Below are 21,811 nucleotides of genomic sequence, written 5' to 3' on the forward strand. Positions count from 1 at the left end.
CCCCATCGCTGGCAAGCCAGCGCCTACAGGGGGTGCGGTGTTTGTGCCGTCTCACTTTCAGGCATCGCCTCCGCCGGTCGGCCCCGGGTCGAGCGCACCGCAGTGACGATCGCCAGCAGCGGCGCCAGGGTAAACACCGCGAACAACCAGCGCGCCGCGCTGGCCGTGCCTTCGGTTCCCGTCACTTCGCTGATACCGGCCATATTGGCGATCACCCCCGCCAGCGCCGCGCCGAGCGCCATGGCGAACAGTTGCACGGTGGTGATCGACGAGGCCGCGGCATCCTGGTCCTGCGCCGAGGCCATCTGCAGCAGACGGGTCAGCAGATGCGGCCAGCCCACGCCGATGCCGAAACCGACCAGGGTCAGCCCGAGACAGATCGCCGCCAGCAGTATCCGGTTGCCCAGGTCGATCAGGGGCGTGGTCAACGCCAGGATCACCAGGCCGGTCAGGACAATCACCGGCCCGCTGATGATCGCTCGCTGCACATTGCGTCCGGTCCAGCCGGAGCTGGTGATTTCCGCCACGGTCCAGCCCGCGGCCATCAATGCGGTCATGTAGCCGGCGATCAGTGGTGACTGGCCGTGCAGGTGCTGCAGGAAATACGGCATGAAGATATCGCTGCTCATGCCGATCACCAGCAGGCTCGTGGTGGCGTAGAGCGCGCAGAGCGGCGTACCGAGATGAAACGCACCTTCGGGCAACAGGCGGATCACCGCCGTGGATTCAACGCGGATCAGCGCCACCACCAGCACCATGCAGGCGGCAATGCCCAGCAGGTTCCAGCTCGGCAGCGTCGAGACACTGCCGGCACACACCGCCAGCACGGCGGCGGCCAGCAGGATCAACTGCGGCACGGGCAAGCGCACGGTGGCGGGGCGGCTGGCCTCGCGCCGGGGCAGCACGTTGCTGGTGAGCACGATGTACGCCAGGCTCACGGGCACCATCGAGCCAAAGGCGAAACGCCAGGCATCCATCTGCGCGAAGACCCCGCCGACGGCCGGCCCGACCAGTGTCGCCACGCCCCACATGCCGGAGATCAAGGCCATTGCCCGGGGCCACAGGCGCTCTTCGAAGATCAGTTGGATCATCGAGTAGCACAGGGCGAGCAGCAGTCCGCCGCCAAGGCCCTGCAGCGAGCGTCCCGCGAGCATTACCGGCATGCTCGGCGCCAGGGCGCAGATCAGCCCGCCGAGCATGAACACCAGTGCCGCCGTGGCGTAGGCCAGGCGCGGCCCGGTGCTGCGCAGGAGTTTGGCGGTGAGGGCGGAGCCGAGGATCGAGGCGACCACATACAGCGTGGTGTTCCAGGCGTAGAGCCCCAAGCCGCCGATCTCCGTAACCACTGACGGCAGGATGGTGGTGGCGATATAGGTGTTGGTCGCATACAGCGCGATACCGCCGGAAAGGGCGATGGAGCGGGCGGCGTTCTTGCCGGAGAGTAATTCTCCCCAACTGCTTTCCTGGGTGTGCATGGGCGGTTCCCTGTGGCTGCCGTCGCCGCGCGCAAGTCGGCGAATTGCGTCGGCGTCACGCTTGAGTTAATTTGCCAAGTAGATGCTTTGAATATTGCGGCGAGGCGATTTAGTTTGTCAAGAAATGACTTGGAATATTCGACGGCGTCCCCGGCGGATCGTCTGTTGCACCTGCTCAAGACCCGCGGACCGCAACTGGCTGGCGAGGCGGGGGTGATCCTCGGTACCACGGGTGAAGCGGTGCGCCAACAGTGTGTGAAGCTGGCGGCGAGCGGGCTGGTGGAAGCGCGTTCCGAAGCCCGTGGCGTGGGGCGCCCGACCCAGGTCTGGCAACTGACGGCGGCCGGTCATGCGCGGTTTCCCGATGGTCATTCGGAACTGACGGTGCAGTTGCTGCAGACCGTGCGCGAGACGTTCGGCGAGGACGCCATCGAGCGTCTGATCGGAGTTCGCGAGCAGCAGACCCTGGCGCTGTACCAGCGCGAGATGGACGGTGCCGCAGACCTCAAGGCGCGGGTCGAACGCCTGGTGGCGTTGCGGGGGCGCGAGGGCTATATGGCCGAGTACAGCGAACAGCCCGATGGTGCCTTGGTACTGGTGGAAAACCACTGCCCGATCTGTGCCGCGGCGACCGCCTGCCAAGGCTTCTGCCGGGCCGAATTGCAGGTGTTCGAGCAAGTGCTGCGGGCCAGGGTCGAGCGGGTCGAGCACATCTTGCTGGGGGCACGGCGTTGCGCTTATCGCATCACTGCGGTTTGAGGCGGGGATCATTCCTGAACCCCAAAGGGTGGCAGGCGCAAGCCGAAAGGATTTTCTAGGAAAGTTCACGCAAGGGAAAGGGAATCGTCCTCAGGTGGTGCGCAGAGCACTTCCTTGTGGCGAGCGGGCTTGCCCGCGCTGGAGCGCGAAGCGCTCCCAAAACCAGTGATCACGGTGTGTCAGGCAGAACAAGGTGTCTGGTTTTGCGGCTGCTGCGCAGCCGAGCGCGGGCAAGCCCGCTCGCCACAAGGGGTAGGCCCACAATCATGTGTGCCCATCGCTTACAGCTGGCGATGGATACCTCGGTGGATTTCACGAAGGCGATCACTTCACTGCCGACGACCAGCGCTGGATCGCTCCCACGTTCCCGCGTGGGCATGCAGCCGTGACGCGGTGGAGCGGACTTGTCGGATCGCCGCGCCGCCGCGAAGCTTTGAAGCGGACGCGGAGCGTCCAGTGAGGTCTTCCTTTGCTGCGCGTGGGGACGATCACTGTGAACGCCGCAAAAACCTGTAGGAACAGAGCTTGCCCGCGAAGCTTTTAGCGATCTTCACGACGCCATCGCCGGCAAGCCGGCGCCTACAGGTTTTTGCGGCACGTTCAGAATTGAGGCAAATCCGCATCTGCGCGCGGAGCATGTTCAGCGTATCAATACTGTTGCGCGAGCAATCCATCCACCTGGCTCTGCGCCAACTCGATCAGATGCACCGAGGCCATCGCCAGTTGGCGCGGCGTACCGCTGAGTTGGTCGGCGGATTCGTAAGCCGTAGCGGCCGCTGAGCGCAGGATCGAATCAAGATTGTTCAGGATGTCTTCGGTGTTCGGCAGGGGCGTTTTGCGCATGGGATGTCGCGGCAACTCATAGTGGGCGAAGGCGCGTTCGGTGGCCTCTGCGTCTGCAAAAGAGACACTTTGTAACGGTGGGTCAGGAACGATTTTTTTCATGACAACTCCTCGATTGATGGAGCCGACACTGATCGCTACCAAACGATGAGGGTGGCGGCTATACGCAGGTTGGTAGACCGGGAATCAAGGAACCCAGCGCACTCGAAAGTGCCCTGCGCAGAGCCGCCATAGACGAAAACCATGGGCAATAAAAAACGCCAACGGAAAAGCGACTCGGTGGCGCCATGCGCCTTGATTGATCTCGGGCTACCAAACCCGATCACTGTTTTTTGCAGTGACAGGACCAAGCCTAGGTGCCGAAGAGTGGCAGGCGCAAGCCGAAAGGATTTTCTAGGAAAGTTCACGCAAGGGAAAGGGAATCGTCCTCAGGTGGTGCGTAGAGCACTTCCTTGTGGCGAGCGGGCTTGCCCGCGCTGGAGCGCGAAGCGCTCCCAAAACCAGTGATCACGGTGTGTCAGGCAGAACAAGGTGTCTGGTTTTGCGGCTGCTGCGCAGCCGAGCGCGGGCAAGCCCGCTCGCCACAAGGGGTAGGCTCACAATCATGTGTGCCCATCGCTTACAGCTTGGCGATGGATACCTCGGTGGATTTCACGAAGGCGATCACTTCGCTGCCGACGACCAGCTCAAGCTCTTTCACCGAACGGGTGGTGATCACCGAGGTGACGATGCCCGAAGCAGTCTGTACGTCGATTTCCGACAGTACGTCGCCGGTGACGATTTCCTTGATGGTGCCCTTGAACTGGTTGCGGACGTTGATGGCTTTGATGGTCATGGCGTTGATTCCTGTCATTGATTGAGTAGGCAAGGCATGGATTACAGCGCCCAACGCAACTGCGTGGGCAAGGGTGAAACAGGTTCCGGCTCGGGCGGTACGCCAGGCAGCGACAGCACCCGGTTCAACACTTCGGTTTCCAGCGCCGCCAGGCGATGGGAGCCCCGTACCCGGGGGCGCGGCAGTTCGACGTGGAGGTCGAGGCCGATCTCGCCGTCTTCGATCAGGATCACCCGATCGGCGATGGCCACGGCTTCGCTGACGTCGTGGGTCACCAGCAACACGGTGAAACCATGCTGCTGCCAGAGGCGCTCGATCAGTTGCTGCATTTCGATCCGGGTCAGGGCGTCCAGCGCCCCCAGCGGTTCGTCGAGCAGCAGCAGGCGCGGTTGGTGAATCAGCGCACGGGCCAGGGCCACGCGCTGTTTCTGGCCGCCGGACAAGGCCGCCGGCCATTCATTGGCGCGGTCCGCCAGGCCGACCGCTTCCAGGGCTTGCAGGGCCTGTGGCCGCCAGTTGCCCTTGAGGCCGAGGCCGACGTTGTCGATGACTTTTTTCCAGGGCAGTAATCGCGCTTCCTGGAACATCAGCCGGGTGTCCTCGCGTGCTTCGCTCAGCGCCGCGGAACCGGCCAGCAACTCGCCGCCGGTGGGTTGGTCGAGGCCGGCCAGCAAGCGCAGCAGGGTGCTCTTGCCGCAGCCACTGCGACCGACCACGGCGACAAACTGCCCGGCCGGGATATGCAGGTCGATCTCGCGCAGTACCTGGCGTTCGCCAAAGGTCTTTTGCAACTTGCGCACCGCCAGCGGAATACCGCGCAGCAGGCGTGGAGGTTGTTGAGCTGTCATGCGCCACCGCCTTTGGCCACTTGATACGCCGGGTGCCAGCGCAACCAGACGCGTTCCAGGCCCCGTGCCGCGAGGTCGGCCAGTTTGCCGAGCACGGCGTAGAGTACGATGGCCAGGACCACCACGTCGGTCTGCAGGAACTCCCGGGCGTTCATCGCCAGGTAGCCGATACCGGAGCTGGCCGAGATGGTTTCGGCGACGATCAGCGTCAGCCACATGAAGCCCAGGGCGAAGCGCACGCCCACCAGGATCGACGGCAGCGCGCCCGGCAGGATCACCTGGCGGAACAGGCCGAAGCCGGACAGGCCGTAGCTGCGGGCCATTTCCACCAGGGCCGGATCGACGTTGCGGATGCCGTGGTAGGTGTTGAGGTAGATCGGGAACAGGGTGCCCAGGGCCACCAGGAAAATCTTCGCCGACTCGTCGATGCCGAACCACAGGATCACCAGCGGGATCAACGCCAGGTGCGGCACGTTGCGGATCATCTGCACCGAGCTGTCGAGCAGGCGTTCACCCCATTTCGACAGGCCGGTGATAAAGCCCAGGGCCAGGCCGATACCGCCGCCGATGGCAAAGCCGATACCGGCACGCCAGCCGCTGATGGCCAGGTGTTTCCAGATATCGCCGCTCTGCACCAGCGCGACGCCGGCTTCGATCACGGCGCTTGGCGCGGGCAGGATCCGGGTCGACAGCCAGCCGGCCGAGACCGACAGCTGCCACACCGCCAGCAACAGCACCGGCAAGGCCCAGGGCGCGAGCCTGTGGGTGATTTTGGTCAGGGTCGTCATGGCACGGCCTCAGCTCTGGGACGCTGCTTTGGGCAGGATGTCGTTGGCGACCATCTCACCGAAGGGGCTGACGTAGCCGGCGCTTTTCGGCAGTTCCGGGCGTTCGATATCCAGGTGCGGGAACAGCAGCTCGGCGACCCGGTACGACTCTTCCAGGTGCGGATAACCGGAGAAGATAAAGGTGTCGATGCCCAGGTCCGCGTATTCCTTGACCCGTGCCGCCACCGTCGGGCCGTCACCCACCAGCGCGGTACCGGCACCGCCACGCACCAGGCCGACACCGGCCCAGAGGTTCGGGCTGACTTCCAGGTTGTCGCGACTGCCGCCGTGCAGGGCGGCCATGCGTTGCTGGCCGACGGAGTCGAAGCGCGCCAGGGATTTCTGCGCGCGGGCGATGGTCTCGTCGTCCAGGTGGGAGATGAGTTTGTCAGCGGCCTGCCAGGCTTCGGCATTGGTCTCGCGAACGATCACATGCAGGCGGATACCGAAGCGCACGGTACGCCCGAGCTTGGCCGCCTTGGCCCGCACCTGTTCGATCTTCTCGGCGACGGCGGCCGGCGGTTCGCCCCAGGTCAGGACCATTTCCACCTGTTCGGCGGCGAGGTCCTGGGCGGCTTCCGAGGAGCCTCCGAAGTACAGCGGCGGACGCGGTTGCTGGATCGGCGGATAGAGCAGCTTGGCGCCTTTGACGCTGATGTGCTGGCCATCGTAGTCGACGGTCTCGCCTTCCAGTACGCGGCGCCAGATACGGGTGAATTCCACCGAGGCCTGGTAGCGCTCTTCGTGGCTGAGGAACAGGCCGTCACCGGCCAGTTCGTCCGGGTCGCCGCCGGTCACCAGGTTGAACAGCGCGCGGCCACCGGACAGTCGGTCGAGGGTCGCGGCCTGGCGCGCCGCCACCGTTGGGGAAATGATCCCGGGGCGCAGGGCAACGAGGAACTTCAGGCGTTGGGTCACCGGGATCAGTGACGCGGCCACCAGCCAGGAGTCCTCGCAGGAGCGCCCGGTGGGGATCAGCACGCCGCCGAAACCGAGGCGGTCGGCCGCCTGGGCCACTTGCTGCAGATAGCCGTGGTCGACGGCGCGAGCGCCTTCGGCGGTGCCAAGGTAATGGCCGTCGCCGTGGGTAGGCAGGAACCAGAAAATATTGAGGCTCATGGAGTTGTCTCCTAAGGAATACGGTTCAAGGTGCGGTGGCAACGGCGGCCGGTGGGGTCCAGATCACGTCCTTGATGCTCAGCGGCTTGGGAATCAGCTTGAGCTGGTAGAAGCTGTCGGCGATTTTCTGTTGCGCGGCGATCACCTCGGGGGTGAGGAACTGCGCGCCGTAACCCTGGCGCTTCACCGAGATCAGGGTGATGTCGGCGGGCAGGCCGAGCAGCGGTGCCACCTGGGCGGTCACCTCCTGGGGATTGGCCTTGGACCAGTCGCCCACGGCGCGGACTTCCTCCACCAGGGTCTTGATCACTTGCGGGTGTTTTTCCGCGTAGGGTTTGGTCGCCAGGTAGAACTGGTTGTTGTCCACCAGGCCGGTACCGTCACGCAGGGTGCGGGCCTTGAGCTGTTGTTCGGCGGCGGCCTGGTACGGGTCCCAGATCACCCAGGCGTCGACGCTGCCACGCTCGAAAGCGGCGCGGGCATCGGCCGGCGGCAGGTAGACGGTCTCGATATCGCTGTACTTGAGGCCGGCGTCTTCGAGGGCACGGACCAGCAGGTAGTGGACGTTGGAGCCTTTGTTGAGGGCGACTTTCTTGCCCTTGAGCTCCTGCACCGATTTGATCGGCGAGTCCTTGGGCACCAGGATCGCTTCGCTGGTCGGGGCCGGTGGCTCCGAGGCGACATAGAGCAGGTCGGCACCGGCGGCCTGGGCGAAGACCGGCGGGGTTTCACCGGTGACGCCGAAGTCGATGGAGCCGACATTCAGCCCTTCGAGCAGTTGCGGGCCGCCGGGGAACTCGGTCCATTGCACCTGGACGCCCTGGGCGGCGAGGCGTTTTTCCAGGGTGCCCTTGGCCTTGAGCAGCACCAGGGTGCCGTATTTCTGATAGCCGATGCGGATCGAATCGGCTTGAGCTTGAGTAATGGCGCCGAAGGTGACAGCCGCAGCAAACAGAGCGACCAGACCGCGACGCAAAATGACAGTGCGCATGGCGCTCTCCTTTTTGCAGTGAGGGTTTTGGCTGCACCTGCTTGCCCGTTGGCGGGCGAGTAAGGCCAGTACATCTAATGTCGGGTGAAACGGCTCAGATGCTCCAGCGAGCACTCAGCAGGCGATCATTCAGCAGTGTCGGGTCCAGGGGCTTGGGGCGGCGCGCGAGGGCGCTGTGGAACTGCTCCAGGGCCTCGCTCAGGCGTTGTTCCAGTACCGGCACCAGTTGCGCTTGCGCGCTGCCTTCGCCATAGGCGATCTGGCTGTCCTCGGCGAAGATGCCGTGGAGCATTTCCTGTGCCTTCAGCGCGGCCAGGACCGGCTTGAGCGCGTAGTCCACGGCGAGCATGTGGGCGATGCTGCCGCCGGTGGCCATGGGCAGCACCACCTTGTGGCTCAGGGCGCGTTCGGGCAGCAGGTCGAGCAGGGTCTTCAGGGCACCGGAGAACGAGGCCTTGTACACCGGCGTGGCGATCACCAGGCCATCGGCGTTTTCAATCTGTTGCAGCAGGTCGACGATCTGCGGGCTGCCAAAGCGTGCGTGGAGCAGGTCTTCGGCGTTGAAATCGCGGATCTGGTAGCTCACGACTTCGATGCCTTGCTGGTTGAGCCAGCGTTTGGCGTAGTCCAGCAATACCCCGGAGCGCGATCGCTGGCTGGGGCTTCCTCCGAGTGTCACGACCAGCATGAAGGTCTTTCCTCAAAACGTGTGGCGGCGATTCGCGGCGTGCGATCTCGCTTAAGTTGGACAGACCTTACCAGTCAATTTATATATCCATAAATCTTATTTATTCATTTGTTTATTCTTTAAATGCATATATGGCCAGGATTATTCCAGGCAAAAAAATAGGCCGTCGAAACGGCCTTAAAACCCCTGCTTTGTGATTCGGTGACAGCTGGACGCGGAGCGTCCGGGGAGGCATTCCCACGCGGAGCGTGGGAACGATCAGGCGGGATCGCGCCAGCCCCTTGTGGCGGGCCTTTCAGCGGTTGGGCTGCGGCGTCAGGCGCAGGTAGGGTTTTACCGCGCGATAGCCTTTCGGGAAGCGTTTCTTGATTTCCTCTTCGTCCTTGAGCGACGGCACGATCACCACCTCATCGCCGTCCTGCCAGTTGGCGGGCGTGGCGACCTTGTAGTTGTCGGTCAACTGCAGCGAGTCGATCACCCGCAGGATCTCGTGGAAATTGCGCCCGGTGCTCGCCGGGTAGGTGATGGTCAACCGGATCTTCTTGTTCGGATCGATCACGAACAGCGAGCGTACGGTGAGGGTGTCGTTGGCGTTCGGGTGGATCAGGTCATACAGGTCCGAAACCTTGCGGTCGGCATCGGCCAGGATCGGGAAGTTGACGAGGGTGTTCTGGGTCTCGTTGATGTCTTCGATCCACTTGTGGTGCGAGTCCACCGGGTCCACTGACAGGGCGATAGCCTTGACGCCGCGCTGGGCGAACTCGTCCTTGAGCTTGGCGGTGAAGCCCAGCTCGGTGGTGCACACCGGGGTGAAGTCCGCCGGATGGGAAAACAGCACGCCCCAGCTGTCACCGAGCCACTCGTGGAAACGAATCTTGCCGGCGCTGGAATCCTGTTCGAAGTCGGGGGCGATGTCGCCGAGTCTGAGGCTCATGTGCTGCTCCTTGGGTGAAGGTCTGATGGCCTTACTGTGCCTGTTGGCGGATTTATTTAAAAAGAATAAATATCGATTTGTTTAGAAGATTAAGAAATATTAAAAACATCTTCATTGGACGCCGGGCACGGCCAGGAGCACTCTTGTCCACAGCTTGTGAGAGGGCTAAGGGGATGTAAATCAGTGGAGTGCCGAACGCCGGGATGTGGCTGGTTGGCGTGAGGCCGAAGCTGAAAAGGTAGTTGTATGCAAGACGTGAAGCACTCAGCCCGGCATTGCGCCGGGCTGAGTGTGGATCTTGGATCTAGACGATCACGCGCTTACAGCAGCGGGATCGAGTAGCTGACGATCAGGCGGTTTTCGTCCTGGTCGCGCTGACCTGGAATGTCGTTACGCCACATGGCGTTTTTCCAGGCGAAACCCAGGTTCTTGAAGGTGCCTTGCGGTACCACGTAAGCCAGGGTCAGGTCGCGTTCCCACTCGGTGCCACCGGTGCCCAGAGTACGGGTTTGAGCGGTGCCGACGTTACCAGCGGTGTCGATGTTGTTGCCGCGCAGGTAGATGATACCGGCGGTTAGGCCAGGTACACCGACCTTGGCGAAGTCATAAGCGTAGCGAGCTTGCCAGGTACGCTCGCCGGCACGGGCGAACTTCTGGATCTGCATGTCGGTGATGGTGCTGTTCGACGAACCGTCACCCTGGTTCAGCCAAGGGAAATCGCTGTCGCCCTTGCTGTACTGGTAACCGGCACCGAAGGTGTGGCCTTCAACCGAGTACAGGGCCAGGTAGCTGTACAGATCGTTGTCGACTTTGCCCTTGGTGTTAGTGGCAAAGCTCTTGTCGTCGTAGTAGCCGCTGGTGAAGTACGCCGAGGTGTCGCCGTTCGCGCCGTTGTCGCGACTGCGGTAGTAACGCAGGTCGCTTTTCAGCACGCCAGGACCGATGGACCAGTTGTGCACCAGGCCCAGGAAGTTCTGCGAGTAGAAATCTTTCAGCTCACCGTAGTAGTACGAAGCGACCAGATCCTTGGTGATCTTGTAGTCGGCACCGCCGTAGTAGAACTTGTTGCTGCGGCGACCAGTTGCAGTCGGGCTGTTCGCACCGGCAATGGACAGGCCTTCGGTGTTGCTGGAGTTACGACCCTTGGCGTGCTCGATCTGACCGGCAGTCAGGGTCAGGTCTTTGATTTCGTTCGAGGTGATCTGGCCGCCCTGGAAGGTTTGTGGCAGCAGACGACCATCGTTGTATTTGATGACCGGGTTGTTGGGTTGCAGGGTACCGATCTTCAGTTCGGTCTGCGAAACCTTGACCTTGCCGGTCAGGCCTAGGCTGGAGAAGTCGTTGACGGCTTTGCCGTTCGACTCGCTCGGGAACACGGTGCCGCCGTAGGAAGTCGAGGTCGCGCCGTTGGTGCCGCGACCGGAGTCCAGGCGTACGCCCAACAGGCCGATGGCATCGATACCGAAGCCGACGGTACCTTGGGTGTAGCCGGAGATGAAGCGCAGGTCGAAGCCTTGGCCCCACTCTTCGTTCTTGCTCTGAACGCCGGTGGCCTTGACCTTGGCGGTGCCAGCGTCGGAGTCACGGTTGTCAGTGTTGATGTAGTAGTTACGCAGACCCAGAGTGGCCTTGCTGTCTTCGATAAAACCTGCGGCGCTTGCCTGCTGCGCCAGAACCCCTACGGCCACAGCCAGGGCCAAAGTGGACTTCTTCATTGGTCTTGCTCCTCTCATTTCTAATTTTTGTAGGTCTAGGCTCGGGATCTACGCCCCTTTTGCGCCACAGATTGCGCGATTAGCGCCAGATCGTGACTGGCAAGTCAATCGTAACAAGCCATGTCTACGACTTTGGTCTAACTGCTGTTGTTTGGTCCTTGCAGGGTAATGGCTTTGCCATAAATCCAAAAAGAATTGTTTCGTCCTTTTTCAGATGATTCAGGAATAACGTATTTCACCGAATACGACAGCCTGGGGTTCTTATCGACCGCTGGGCTCATTCCTGAAAAGTATTTGCTGCCTGTTTTTTAGAACCCTTGACGCGAGGAAAGGCCTCCGTACGTCACTGGCGATCAAAAAGGCGACGCAATCATGGCTAAACGCTGCCACTCCCGTCAATTTATTACGGCGTTTGTCAGATGAAGATTGCCATGGGGCTGTCATATTCCGACGTTCGGTTCAACTCGTGACCGATAAGGCGAACCGTCAACCCTAGACCATAAAGTGCAATGTTGCCGATCCGATTGTATCGGGGATGAGGCGCGAGCCCTCGTTTCGCGTGGTTTTGCGAACGTATTTACTCTCATAAGCTAATGCAAATAAGTTATTTATTTTAAGATTCTTAGATCATTTAGTCTTCTCAGCACGCCGACTCCCGGCCACCCGTTGAGGAGCTTCTCCCATGAAACTGCATTCCCCACTCCGCCTGCTGGCGGCGTTGTCCCTGGCCGGGGCGAGCTTGTTTGCGCAGGCTGCCGACGTCACCGTGGCCTACCAGACCACCGTTGACCCGGCGAAAGTCGCTCAGGCCGACGGTTCCTATGAAAAAGCCACCCACGCCAAGATCGACTGGCGCAAATTCGATAATGGCGCCGACATCATTGCTGCCATTGCCTCGGGCGACGTGCAGATCGGCTACCTCGGTTCCAGCCCGCTGACAGCGGCCATCACCCGCAAGGTACCGGTCGAGACCTTCCTGATCGCCACCCAGATCGGCGCCGCCGAAGCCCTGGTGGCCCGCGACGGTTCCGGGATCAATTCGCCCCAGGACCTGATCGGCAAGAAAGTCGCCGTGCCTTTTGTCTCCACCGGGCACTACAGCCTGCTGGCCGCGCTGAAGCACTGGAATATCGATCCGTCGAAAGTACAGATTCTCAACCTCGCGCCACCGGCCATCATCGCGGCCTGGAAGCGTGGTGATATCGATGCCACCTACGTCTGGGATCCGGCGCTGGGTGTCGCCAAGGAAAACGGCAAGGTGCTGATCACTTCCGGCGAGCTGGCCAAGTTCGGCGCGCCGACCTTCGACGCCTGGATCGTGCGCAAGGATTTCGCCGAGAAGCATCCGGAGATCGTCAAGGCGTTCGCCAAAGTGACGCTTGATGCCTACGCGCAATACCGCAAAGACCCGCAGGCCTGGCTGGCTGACAAAGGCAACGTCGACAAGCTGGTGAAGCTGTCGGGTGCCAAGGCTTCGGATATTCCGCTGCTGCTGCAAGGCAACGTCTACCCGCTGGCGGCCGACCAGGTCACCGTGCTCGGCAAGCCGACCGCCCAGGCCATTACCGATACCGCGGCCTTCCTGAAAGAGCAGGGCAAGGTCGAAGCGGTGCTGCCGGACTACGCCCCGTATGTCAGTGCCAAGTTCATTACCAACTGATTGAAGCAGCCTGATTCAAACAACCCGGGACCGAGGAGCCCATCGCCATGGCCTTGTTACAGCTGGAGCGCATAAGCGCACAGTATCCCGGTGCGGCCGAGCCGGTGCTGTGGGATATTTCCCTCAGCCTGGGGCCCCAGCAACTGCTGGTGGCCCTCGGTCCGTCGGGTAGCGGCAAGACCTCCTTGCTGAACCTGATCGCCGGGTTCGTCGAGCCCAGCGCGGGGCGCATCACCCTTGACGGTGTGGCCGTCAAGGGTCCGAGCGCCGAGCGCGGCGTGGTGTTCCAGGACGATGCGTTGCTGCCCTGGCAGGACGTGCTGGCCAACGTCGGTTTCGGCCTGGAACTGGCGGGCGTGCCTCGGGCACAACGCGAAAGCCGCGCCCGGGAAATGCTCGCCCTGGTCGATCTGGCCGGCTTCGACAGCCGGCGCGTCTGGCAGTTGTCCGGCGGTCAGAAGCAGCGCGTCGGCCTGGCCCGCGCCCTCGCGGCAGACCCTCGGGTGCTGCTGATGGACGAGCCGTTCGGCGCCCTCGATGCCTTTACCCGCGAACAGATGCAGGAGTTGTTGCTGCAAGTCTGGAAGCGCACCGCCAAGCCGGTGTTCCTGATTACCCACGATATTGAAGAAGCGGTTTTTCTCGCCACCGACCTGGTTCTGCTGGCGCCCGATCCGGGACAGATCGTCGAGCGCCTGAGCCTGGATTTCGGCCAGCGCTACAGCGCCGGCGAGTCCGCCCGGGCGATCAAGTCCGATCCGCGTTTTATCGAAACCCGCGAGCATGTGCTGGCCCGTGTGTTCTCCCAACGCAGCGCCGCGCCGCGGCAGGAGTTCGTATGAGCAGCTATGAATTGCCGGTGGCCGTGACCGCCAAGCCGAGTACGCCCGTGGCGCGGCGCAGCCTGAGCACCCGCTGGATCAGTGTGCTGACCCTGCTGACCCTGGTGCTGCTGTGGTGGGCCGTTACCGCGGTCGGCGTCATCGAGCCGCTGTTTCTGCCGCCGCCTTCGGCGGTGCTGGAAAAAGGCTGGTTGCTGGCGACCAGGGGCTATATGGATGCGACCTTGTGGCAGCACCTCGGTGCCAGCCTCGGGCGGATCGGCGTGGCCCTGGGCGTTGCCGTGCTGACGGCGATTCCGGTGGGGATCGCCATCGGCCACAACCGCATTGCCCGGGGCATTCTCGATCCGCTGATCGAGTTCTACCGGCCGATTCCCCCGCTGGCCTACCTGCCATTGATTGTGATCTGGTGCGGCATCGGCGAGTTGTCGAAAGTGCTGCTGATCTACCTGGCGATCTTTGCCCCGATCGCCATCGCGACGGCCACCGGTGTGCGCACCGTCGATCCGGCCAAGCTGCGGGCGGCGCTGTCCCTGGGCGCGACCAAGGCCCAACTGATCCGCCACGTGATCCTGCCCAGCGCCTTGCCGGACATTCTCACCGGTGTGCGCATCGGACTGGGGGTCGGCTGGTCGACGCTGGTCGCCGCCGAGCTGATCGCCGCCACCAGCGGCCTGGGCTTCATGGTCCAGTCGGCGGCGCAGTTCCTGGTGACCGATGTGGTGGTGCTGGGGATTCTGGTGATCGCCTTTATCGCCTTCGCCATGGAGATGGGCCTGCGCGCCCTGCAACGCAAGCTGGTGCCGTGGCACGGCCAGGCTCACTGACTACAGACAGACCGCAGCCTGTTGAATAAGCCGGCTGCCCGGCATGCATTTGAAGAGACTGACCATGAGCGTGACCATTACCCCCCTGAGCGCCGCCCTCGGTGCGCAGATCGACGGTATCGAGTTGAACCGGCCGTTGAGCATCGAGCAGCGTGACGTCATCGAACAGGCGTTGCTCAAGTACCAGGTGCTGTTCTTTCGCAACCAGCCGCTGAACCCGCAACTGCAGGCGGCGTTCGCGGCTAATTTCGGTGATCTGCATGTGCATCCGATCTATCCGAATGTGCCGGAGCAGCCCGAGGTGATGGTCCTCGACACCGCATTGACCGATGTGCGCGACAACGCGATCTGGCACACCGACGTGACCTTCCTGCCGACCCCGGCGCTGGGTGCGGTGCTCAGTGCCAAGCAGTTGCCGGCCTATGGTGGTGACACCTTGTGGGCCAGCGGGATTGCTGCGTTCGAGGCTTTGTCGGCGCCTTTGCAACAGCTGTTGGACGGATTGACGGCGACCCACGATTTCACCAAGTCGTTCCCCCTGGAGCGTTTCGGCAGCACCGCCGAAGACCTGGCGCGCTGGGAAGAAACCCGCAAGAAGAACCCGCCGCTGTCCCACCCGGTGATTCGTACGCACCCGGTGAGCGGGCGCAAGGCGCTGTTCGTCAACGAAGGCTTCACCACCCGTATCAACGAGCTGGAAGAGGCGGAAAGCGCGGCGATTCTCAAGCTGCTGTTCGCCCACGCCACTCGCCCTGAATTCACTATCCGCTGGCGTTGGCAGGAAAATGACGTGGCATTCTGGGACAACCGCGTGACCCAGCATTACGCGGTGGACGATTACCGGCCGAACCGGCGAGTGATGCATCGGGCGACAATTCTCGGTGACGCGCCGTTCTGAGTCCCTTAACCCGAGCCCTGTGGGAGCCGGCTTGCTGGCGATGAACGATAATGCGGTGTGCCTGAAACACCGCGTCGCCTGAATCGCCAGCAAGCCGGCTCCCGCAAGGGGGGGATTCGCAGGGCCGGATCCCGATCGTTCCCACGCTCCGCGTGGGCATGCACCCGGTGACGCTCCGCGTCACAAGAGCGGACGCGGAGCGTCCAGTGAGGCATTCCCACGCAGGAGCGTGGGAACGATCAATGTCCGTCAGAGCGGGATTTCGCGCTTGGGCAGGTACGGCGGCAGGTACAGCCCCAGATACGCATCGAACACCCGCATGCCTTCCTCGGCCATGCGCGGGGTGATCTGGTCGTGCAACTGCACCGACCGCGCATAGACCCGATCGCCCAACTCCATCGCCAGTGCAAACACATCGACATCGCCCGGCAGCGTCGGCAGCTCGAAGTGGCGGATAAACAGCTTGTGCATCAGGTCCCCCAGCTCGATATCGTGCTGGCGGTCGGCCTGGGTGACTTCCGTCAGGCCGTGCTGGGCGAGGATCAACTGGCGCGCCGCGGCGTCCTCGCTGTAGATGCTCAACATCCGTTGCTCCACCAGCCGTGACAGATCGCGCCAGCTGCCCAGGCCGGCATGGTCGATCGGTGCTTCCAGGCAGGCGCGGAACGCTGCGTGGACATCGGCGGTGAGGGCTTCGAGCAGCGCCGGGACGCTGGCGAAGAAGTGATAGACCGAAGACGGTGGTATCTGCGCACGCTCGGCCACGCTATAGATCGACAGACTGGCCACGCCTTCGGCGGCAAGCAGGGTGCGGGCGGCGTCGAGGATCGAGTCGATCCGCGCCTGGCTGCGTGCACGGGGTTTGCGAGCGGTGGCGGGGCGGGTCATGGGGTTCTCCGGCAAGGGCAGCGGGCATTGTACGCGAGGTTCCGTGGAGTCTGTGAGGACGCCTTCGCCGGCAAGCCGGCTCCCACAGGGTTTGTGTCGTGCCGAATGTGCCGCGCGCCGCTGTGTAGGCGCCGGCTTGCTGCTGATCCGCGCGCCGCCTCGCCACGGACCCTCGTCTGGCCTGGGATCTTGTGGGAGCCGGCTTGCTGGCGATCCGCCGGCAGGCGGGCATAAAAAAACGCCGCTGGCCCAAGGCCGGCGGCGTTCTTCTTTATTACCGCAACCGCTTACACGGTATGCAGGTACCAGTTGTATTCGAGGTCGGAGATGGAGTGTTCGAACTCCTCCAGCTCGCTCTCTTTACAGGCCACGAAGATATCGATGTATTTCGGATCGATGTACTTGGCCATGATCTCGCTGTCGTCCAGCTCGCGCAGGGCATCGCGCAGGTTGTTCGGCAGGCTCTGCTCGTTCTGCTCGTAGCTGTTGCCTTCGACCGGGGCGCCTGGCTCGATCTTGTTGGTCAGGCCGTGGTGCACGCCGGCCAGGACCGAAGCCATCAGCAGGTACGGGTTGGCATCGGCACCGGCGACGCGGTGTTCGATACGCACGGCGTCGGACGAGCCGGTCGGTACGCGAATCGCCACCGTCCGGTTGTCCAGGCCCCAGCACGGCGAGTTCGGCACGTAGAACTGTGCGCCGAAACGACGGTAGGAGTTGACGTTCGGGCAGAGGAAGGCCATCTGCGCCGGTAGGGTCTCGAGCACACCGCCGATCGCGTGACGCAGTGCGGCGTTCTGCTCGGGATCCTCACTGGCAAAGATGTTCTTGCCTTCCTTGTCGAGAATCGAGATATGGACGTGCAGTCCGTTGCCCGCCTGGCCCGGGTAAGGCTTGGCCATGAAGGTGGTGTCCATCTCATGGTCGTAGGCGATGTTCTTGATCAGGCGCTTGAGCAGGACCGCGTAGTCGCAGGCCTTGATCGGGTCGGCCACGTGGTGCAGGTTCACTTCGAACTGCGCCGGGGCACTTTCCTTGACGATGGCGTCGGCCGGGATGCCTTGCTCCTTTGCACCTTCGAGGATGTCCTGAAGGCAGTCGACGTATTCGTCGAGGTCGTCGATCAGGTAGACCTGTGTCGAGTGCGGGCGTTTGCCGGAGATCGGCGAGCGGGGCGGTTGCGGACGGCCGTTCACGTTCTCCTGGTCGATCAGGTAGAACTCGAGTTCGAAGGCGGCGCAGATGGTCAGACCGAGGTCGTCAAATTTGCTTACAACTTGGCGGAGCACTTCGCGAGGGTCGGCGAAGAAAGGTTCACCTTCGAGTTCGTGCATGGTCATCAGCAGTTGCGCGGTGGGGCGCTTTTGCCAGGGTTCATTGCACAGGGTGTCAGGGATCGGATAACAGATTCGGTCAGCATCACCGATGTCCAGGCCCAGGCCGGTGCTTTCCACCGTAGAGCCATTGATATCCAAGGCAAATAATGAGGCCGGCAGGTTGATGCCTTTCTCGTAAACCTTGTGGAGGCTGGTGCGTTCGATGCGCTTGCCGCGCACCACACCATTCATATCCGCAATTAGAAGGTCTACGTACAGAACCTCAGGATGATCCTTAAGGAACGCGTTCGCTTCGTTAAGCTGAACGGCACGCGGGGGTACCGACATGATGCAACACCTTTGTTGTTAAAAATATCAATCATTGATCTTTTCTGGTTTCAGTCAACCCGAACGGCATGCCGAAGTCAAGCGAGGCATTTTTTGCCCTGAAAAAGCGCTTGAAGGCCTTTTTTGGGGCATTTTGGGGCGTTTTTTGCCCCTGTGCGCCCTTGGGCACCGCAGGCTTGAGCGGGCCGTGTTGTATTTTTTACGGGGGTGTTGTGTAAAAAAATGAACAAGGCTAAGCTCGATTAAAACCCATAACAGCAATAATACCGGGGTGCTTCATGTCTCGCCTGCCGTTAATCGGCGTCACCGCCTGCTCCAAACAGGTCGGTTTGCATGCTTATCACATCAGTGGCGATAAGTACGTCCGCGCAGTCGCTGTCGCCGCCAAGGGCTTGCCAGTGATCCTCCCGTCATTGGCGGACCTGTTCGAGCCGTCCGATATTCTGGACGGTATCGATGGCCTTCTTTTTACCGGCTCTCCCTCCAACGTAGAACCTCATTTGTACGGCGGTCCGGCCAGCGCGTCGGGCACTGCTCATGATTCTGCACGGGACCGCGCCACCCTGCCGCTGATCCGCGCCGCCGTGGCGGCGGGCATTCCGGTGCTCGGCATCTGCCGCGGCTTCCAGGAAATGAATGTGGCGTTCGGCGGCAGCCTGCATCAGAAGGTTCATGAAGTGGGAACCTTCATGGATCATCGTGAAGACGAAAGCCAGCCGCTGGAGGTCCAGTACGGTCCCGCGCACGCGATGCAGGTCGAGCCGGGTGGCGTCCTGGCGGGCCTCGGCCTGCCGCTGGAGTTCCAGGTCAATTCGATCCACAGCCAGGGCGTCGACCGCCTGGCGCCTGGCCTGCGGGTCGAGGCACGGGCCCCGGACGGCCTGATCGAGGCGGTCTCGGTGACAGGAGGCAAGGCTTTTGCTTTAGGTGTGCAATGGCACCCGGAATGGCGGGTCCAGTCGAATCCCGTCTACCTGGCGATTTTCCAGGCATTTGGCGATGCCTGTCGAAAGCGGGCAATACAACGCGACGCGGATGCGTCAACGAACGCCTGACCTCTATTATGCAGGTCAGGAAACCCAGCCCAGAGGCATTTATGAGTAACAACCTCGACCAGCTCACCGATTGGTTGAAAGACCACAAGATCACAGAAGTCGAATGCATGATTGGCGATCTCACCGGGATCACCCGGGGCAAGATCTCGCCGACCAACAAGTTCATTGCCGAAAAAGGCATGCGCCTGCCCGAGAGCGTTCTGTTGCAGACCGTGACCGGCGACTATGTCGAAGACGACATCTATTACGAGTTGCTGGACCCGGCGGACATCGACATGATCTGCCGCCCCGACAGCAACGCGGTGTATCTGGTGCCCTGGGCCATCGAGCCCACCGCCCAGGTGATCCACGACACCTACGACAAGCAGGGCAACCCCATCGAGCTGTCGCCGCGCAACGTGCTCAAGAAGGTCCTGAAACTTTATGCCGACAAGGGCTGGCAGCCGATCGTGGCGCCGGAAATGGAGTTTTACCTGACCAAGCGCTGCGAAGACCCGGACTTCCCGCTGCAACCGCCAATCGGTCGCTCCGGCCGCCCGGAAACCGGTCGCCAGTCTTTCTCCATCGAGGCGGCCAACGAATTCGACCCGCTGTTCGAAGATGTCTACGACTGGTGCGAACTGCAGGAACTGGATCTCGACACCCTGATCCACGAGGACGGCACGGCCCAGATGGAAATCAACTTCCGTCACGGCGATGCCCTGTCCCTGGCCGACCAGATCCTCGTGTTCAAGCGCACCATGCGCGAGGCGGCGCTCAAGCACAACGTGGCCGCGACCTTCATGGCCAAGCCGATGACCGGCGAGCCCGGCAGTGCGATGCACCTGCACCAGAGCATCATCGACATCGAGACCGGCAAGAACATCTTCTCCAATGAGGACGGGACCAAGAGTGACCTGTTCCTCAACCATATCGGCGGCCTGCAGAAGCTGATCCCCGAGTTGTTGCCGCTGTTCGCGCCGAACGTCAACTCGTTCCGCCGCTTCCTGCCGGACACCTCGGCGCCGGTGAACGTGGAATGGGGTGAAGAGAACCGTACCGTGGGCCTGCGGGTCCCGGATGCCGGCCCGCAGAACCGTCGGGTGGAAAACCGCCTGCCGGGTGCCGACGCCAACCCGTACTTGGCCATCGCCGCCAGCCTGCTGTGTGGCTACATCGGCATGGTCGAAGGCATGACGCCGAGCGCGCCGGTGGTCGGTCGCGGTTACGAGCGGCGCAACCTGCGCCTGCCGCTGACCATCGAAGACGCCCTGGAGCGGATGGAAAACAGCAAGACCATCGAGAAATATCTGGGCAAGAAATTCATCACAGGCTACGTCGCGGTCAAGCGGGCCGAGCATGAAAACTTCAAGCGCGTCATCAGTTCGTGGGAGCGGGAATTCCTGCTCTTTGCCGTCTGATGCGCCGGGCGCGGCGGTTCATAGCCGCGCCCTCACTGTTATCCAGGAGAACCGTATGACCAGCAACAACCCGCAAACCCGCGAGTGGCAAGCCCTCAGCAGCGATCACCACCTGGCCCCCTTCAGCGACTTCAAACAGTTGAAAGAGAAAGGCCCGCGCATCATCACCAACGCCAAGGGCGTTTACCTCTGGGACAGCGAAGGCAACAAGATCCTCGACGGCATGGCCGGCCTGTGGTGCGTGGCCATCGGTTACGGGCGTGACGAACTGGCCGATGCCGCCAGCAAGCAGATGCGCGAGCTGCCTTATTACAACCTGTTCTTCCAGACCGCCCACCCGCCGGTGCTGGAACTGGCCAAGGCCATCGCCGATATCGCCCCCGAAGGCATGAACCACGTGTTCTTCACCGGTTCCGGCTCCGAAGGCAACGACACCATGCTGCGTATGGTTCGCCACTACTGGGCGATCAAGGGCCAGCCGCAGAAGAAAACCATCATCAGCCGCAAGAACGGTTATCACGGTTCCACCGTGGCCGGCGCGAGCCTGGGTGGCATGACCTACATGCACGAACAGGGCGACCTGCCGATCCCGGGCATCGTCCATATTCCACAGCCTTACTGGTTCGGTGAGGGCGGCGACATGAGCCCGGAAGAGTTCGGCATCTGGGCGGCCAACCAGCTGGAAGAAAAGATCCTCGAACTCGGCGTGGACACCGTCGGGGCCTTTATCGCCGAGCCGATCCAGGGCGCTGGCGGTGTGATCGTGCCGCCGGACAGCTACTGGCCGCGGGTCAAGGAAATCCTCGCCAAGTACGACATCCTGTTTGTCGCCGACGAGGTGATTTGTGGCTTCGGCCGCACCGGTGAGTGGTTCGGTACCGATTTCTACGGCCTCAAGCCGCACATGATGACCATCGCCAAGGGCCTGACTTCCGGCTACATCCCCATGGGTGGCCTGATCGTGCGTGACGACGTGGTCGCGGTCCTCAATGAAGGTGGCGATTTCAACCACGGTTTCACCTACTCCGGCCACCCGGTGGCGGCGGCGGTGGCCCTGGAAAACATTCGCATCCTGCGCGATGAAAAAATTATCGAGAACGTCCACGCCGAAACGGCACCCTATTTGCAGAAACGTCTGCGGGAACTGAACGATCACCCGCTGGTGGGTGAAGTTCGCGGTGTGGGTCTGCTGGGGGCCATCGAACTGGTCAAGGACAAGGCCACCCGTGCGCGGTACGAAGGGAAGGGCGTCGGCATGATCTGCCGGCAGTTCTGCTTCAACAATGGCCTGATCATGCGTGCCGTCGGCGACACCATGATCATTGCCCCGCCACTGGTGATCAGCAAGGCCGAGATCGACGAGTTGGTGGCCAAGGCACGTCAATGCCTGGATCTGACCCTGAGTGCGTTGCAGGGCTAAGTGCTAGGCTCTGAGCGCAAGTGTGTTGTAGGCACTTTCGCTCGGAGCGATCAGAAAGGCGGGTCTTTCCTTGAAAGCCCACCTGGGATCTTGCCAGACTACCCCACTGTTCCGAGTTGCCCG

At 62.2% G+C, this 21,811-nt stretch carries 20 protein-coding genes; 8 read left to right on the forward strand and 12 right to left on the reverse strand.

Annotated features, from left to right (window positions below; genetic code table 11):
* Positions 1-23: 23 nt before the first annotated feature.
* Positions 24-1,475, reverse strand: a complete 1,452-nt coding sequence (locus HX851_RS45275; RefSeq protein WP_177065096.1) for an MFS transporter — start codon at positions 1,473-1,475, stop codon at positions 24-26.
* 129 nt (positions 1,476-1,604) lie between these two features.
* On the opposite strand from HX851_RS45275, the gene HX851_RS03885 reads away from it, so the two are divergent.
* Entirely contained in the window at positions 1,605-2,234 is a 630-nt protein-coding gene (locus tag HX851_RS03885) for a helix-turn-helix transcriptional regulator (RefSeq protein ID WP_218173400.1), read from the forward strand.
* A 648-nt stretch (positions 2,235-2,882) separates the two neighbouring features.
* On the opposite strand, the gene HX851_RS03890 is transcribed toward HX851_RS03885, so the two are convergent.
* From HX851_RS03890 to HX851_RS03930, 9 genes are all read right to left on the reverse strand, one after another.
* Positions 2,883-3,179: a DUF6124 family protein gene (locus tag HX851_RS03890; protein WP_177056170.1), complete on the reverse strand. Its 297-nt coding sequence runs from the start codon at positions 3,177-3,179 to the stop codon at positions 2,883-2,885.
* A 517-nt stretch (positions 3,180-3,696) separates the two neighbouring features.
* Positions 3,697-3,912, reverse strand: coding sequence for a TOBE domain-containing protein (locus HX851_RS03895; RefSeq protein WP_062379390.1), 216 nt, complete (start codon positions 3,910-3,912; stop codon positions 3,697-3,699).
* Positions 3,913-3,953: 41 nt separating this feature from the next.
* Positions 3,954-4,760, reverse strand: a complete 807-nt coding sequence (gene ssuB / locus HX851_RS03900) for an aliphatic sulfonates ABC transporter ATP-binding protein (RefSeq protein WP_177056169.1) — start codon at positions 4,758-4,760, stop codon at positions 3,954-3,956.
* Positions 4,757-5,548, reverse strand: coding sequence for an aliphatic sulfonate ABC transporter permease SsuC (gene ssuC / locus HX851_RS03905; protein WP_177056168.1), 792 nt, complete (start codon positions 5,546-5,548; stop codon positions 4,757-4,759). Before ssuC ends, ssuB begins: the two co-directional genes overlap by 4 nt.
* Positions 5,549-5,557: 9 nt before the next feature.
* The gene (ssuD, locus tag HX851_RS03910; protein WP_177065100.1) at positions 5,558-6,706 is read right to left on the reverse strand and encodes an FMNH2-dependent alkanesulfonate monooxygenase; all 1,149 of its coding nucleotides are present in this window, start codon (positions 6,704-6,706) and stop codon (positions 5,558-5,560) included.
* A 25-nt stretch (positions 6,707-6,731) separates the two neighbouring features.
* Positions 6,732-7,697 (reverse strand): sulfonate ABC transporter substrate-binding protein, encoded by a 966-nt coding sequence (locus HX851_RS03915; RefSeq protein WP_177056166.1) that lies wholly within the window; start codon positions 7,695-7,697, stop codon positions 6,732-6,734.
* Positions 7,698-7,791: 94 nt separating this feature from the next.
* Complete coding sequence (ssuE, locus tag HX851_RS03920; protein WP_042935066.1) at positions 7,792-8,385, reverse strand: NADPH-dependent FMN reductase; 594 nt, start codon at positions 8,383-8,385, stop codon at positions 7,792-7,794.
* Between the two features lie 295 nt (positions 8,386-8,680).
* On the reverse strand, positions 8,681-9,319 hold the full coding sequence (locus HX851_RS03925; RefSeq protein ID WP_177065102.1) for a peroxiredoxin: 639 nt from the start codon (positions 9,317-9,319) through the stop codon (positions 8,681-8,683).
* Positions 9,320-9,639: 320 nt separating this feature from the next.
* The gene (locus HX851_RS03930; protein WP_177065104.1) at positions 9,640-11,034 is read right to left on the reverse strand and encodes an OprD family porin; all 1,395 of its coding nucleotides are present in this window, start codon (positions 11,032-11,034) and stop codon (positions 9,640-9,642) included.
* Positions 11,035-11,716: 682 nt separating this feature from the next.
* Between HX851_RS03930 and tauA the strand changes: the two genes are divergently transcribed.
* The 4 genes from tauA to tauD all read left to right on the forward strand — a co-directional run bounded on the left by tauA (position 11,717) and on the right by tauD (position 15,261).
* On the forward strand, positions 11,717-12,694 hold the full coding sequence (gene tauA / locus HX851_RS03935) for a taurine ABC transporter substrate-binding protein (RefSeq protein WP_017125340.1): 978 nt from the start codon (positions 11,717-11,719) through the stop codon (positions 12,692-12,694).
* A gap of 47 nt (positions 12,695-12,741) precedes the next feature.
* A complete protein-coding gene (gene tauB / locus HX851_RS03940; RefSeq protein WP_177065106.1) occupies positions 12,742-13,536 on the forward strand; it encodes a taurine ABC transporter ATP-binding subunit in 795 nt (264 codons plus the stop codon).
* Entirely contained in the window at positions 13,533-14,363 is an 831-nt protein-coding gene (gene tauC / locus HX851_RS03945; protein WP_177056162.1) for a taurine ABC transporter permease TauC, read from the forward strand. The genes tauB and tauC overlap by 4 nt, the downstream gene beginning before the upstream one ends.
* 64 nt (positions 14,364-14,427) lie before the next feature.
* The gene (tauD, locus tag HX851_RS03950) at positions 14,428-15,261 is read left to right on the forward strand and encodes a taurine dioxygenase (protein WP_177056161.1); all 834 of its coding nucleotides are present in this window, start codon (positions 14,428-14,430) and stop codon (positions 15,259-15,261) included.
* 249 nt (positions 15,262-15,510) lie between these two features.
* On the opposite strand, the gene HX851_RS03955 is transcribed toward tauD, so the two are convergent.
* A complete protein-coding gene (locus tag HX851_RS03955; protein WP_177056160.1) occupies positions 15,511-16,149 on the reverse strand; it encodes a TetR/AcrR family transcriptional regulator in 639 nt (212 codons plus the stop codon).
* A gap of 287 nt (positions 16,150-16,436) precedes the next feature.
* Complete coding sequence (locus HX851_RS03960) at positions 16,437-17,813, reverse strand: glutamine synthetase family protein (protein ID WP_177056159.1); 1,377 nt, start codon at positions 17,811-17,813, stop codon at positions 16,437-16,439.
* Positions 17,814-18,091: 278 nt separating this feature from the next.
* On the opposite strand from HX851_RS03960, the gene HX851_RS03965 reads away from it, so the two are divergent.
* From HX851_RS03965 to HX851_RS03975, 3 genes are read left to right on the forward strand one after another with little or no spacing between them, the layout of a single operon-like run.
* Positions 18,092-18,868 carry a gamma-glutamyl-gamma-aminobutyrate hydrolase family protein gene (locus HX851_RS03965; protein ID WP_177056158.1) on the forward strand — a complete coding sequence of 259 codons (777 nt, stop codon included), beginning with the start codon at positions 18,092-18,094 and terminating at the stop codon, positions 18,866-18,868.
* Positions 18,869-18,909: 41 nt separating this feature from the next.
* Positions 18,910-20,268, forward strand: coding sequence for a glutamine synthetase family protein (locus HX851_RS03970; RefSeq protein WP_177056157.1), 1,359 nt, complete (start codon positions 18,910-18,912; stop codon positions 20,266-20,268).
* 55 nt (positions 20,269-20,323) lie between these two features.
* Positions 20,324-21,688 (forward strand): aspartate aminotransferase family protein, encoded by a 1,365-nt coding sequence (locus tag HX851_RS03975; protein ID WP_177056156.1) that lies wholly within the window; start codon positions 20,324-20,326, stop codon positions 21,686-21,688.
* The last annotated feature ends 123 nt before the right edge of the window (positions 21,689-21,811 follow it).

Origin of the sequence: Pseudomonas gingeri (genome assembly GCF_013385635.1) — a bacterium.
Lineage (GTDB): Bacteria > Pseudomonadota > Gammaproteobacteria > Pseudomonadales > Pseudomonadaceae > Aquipseudomonas > Aquipseudomonas gingeri_A.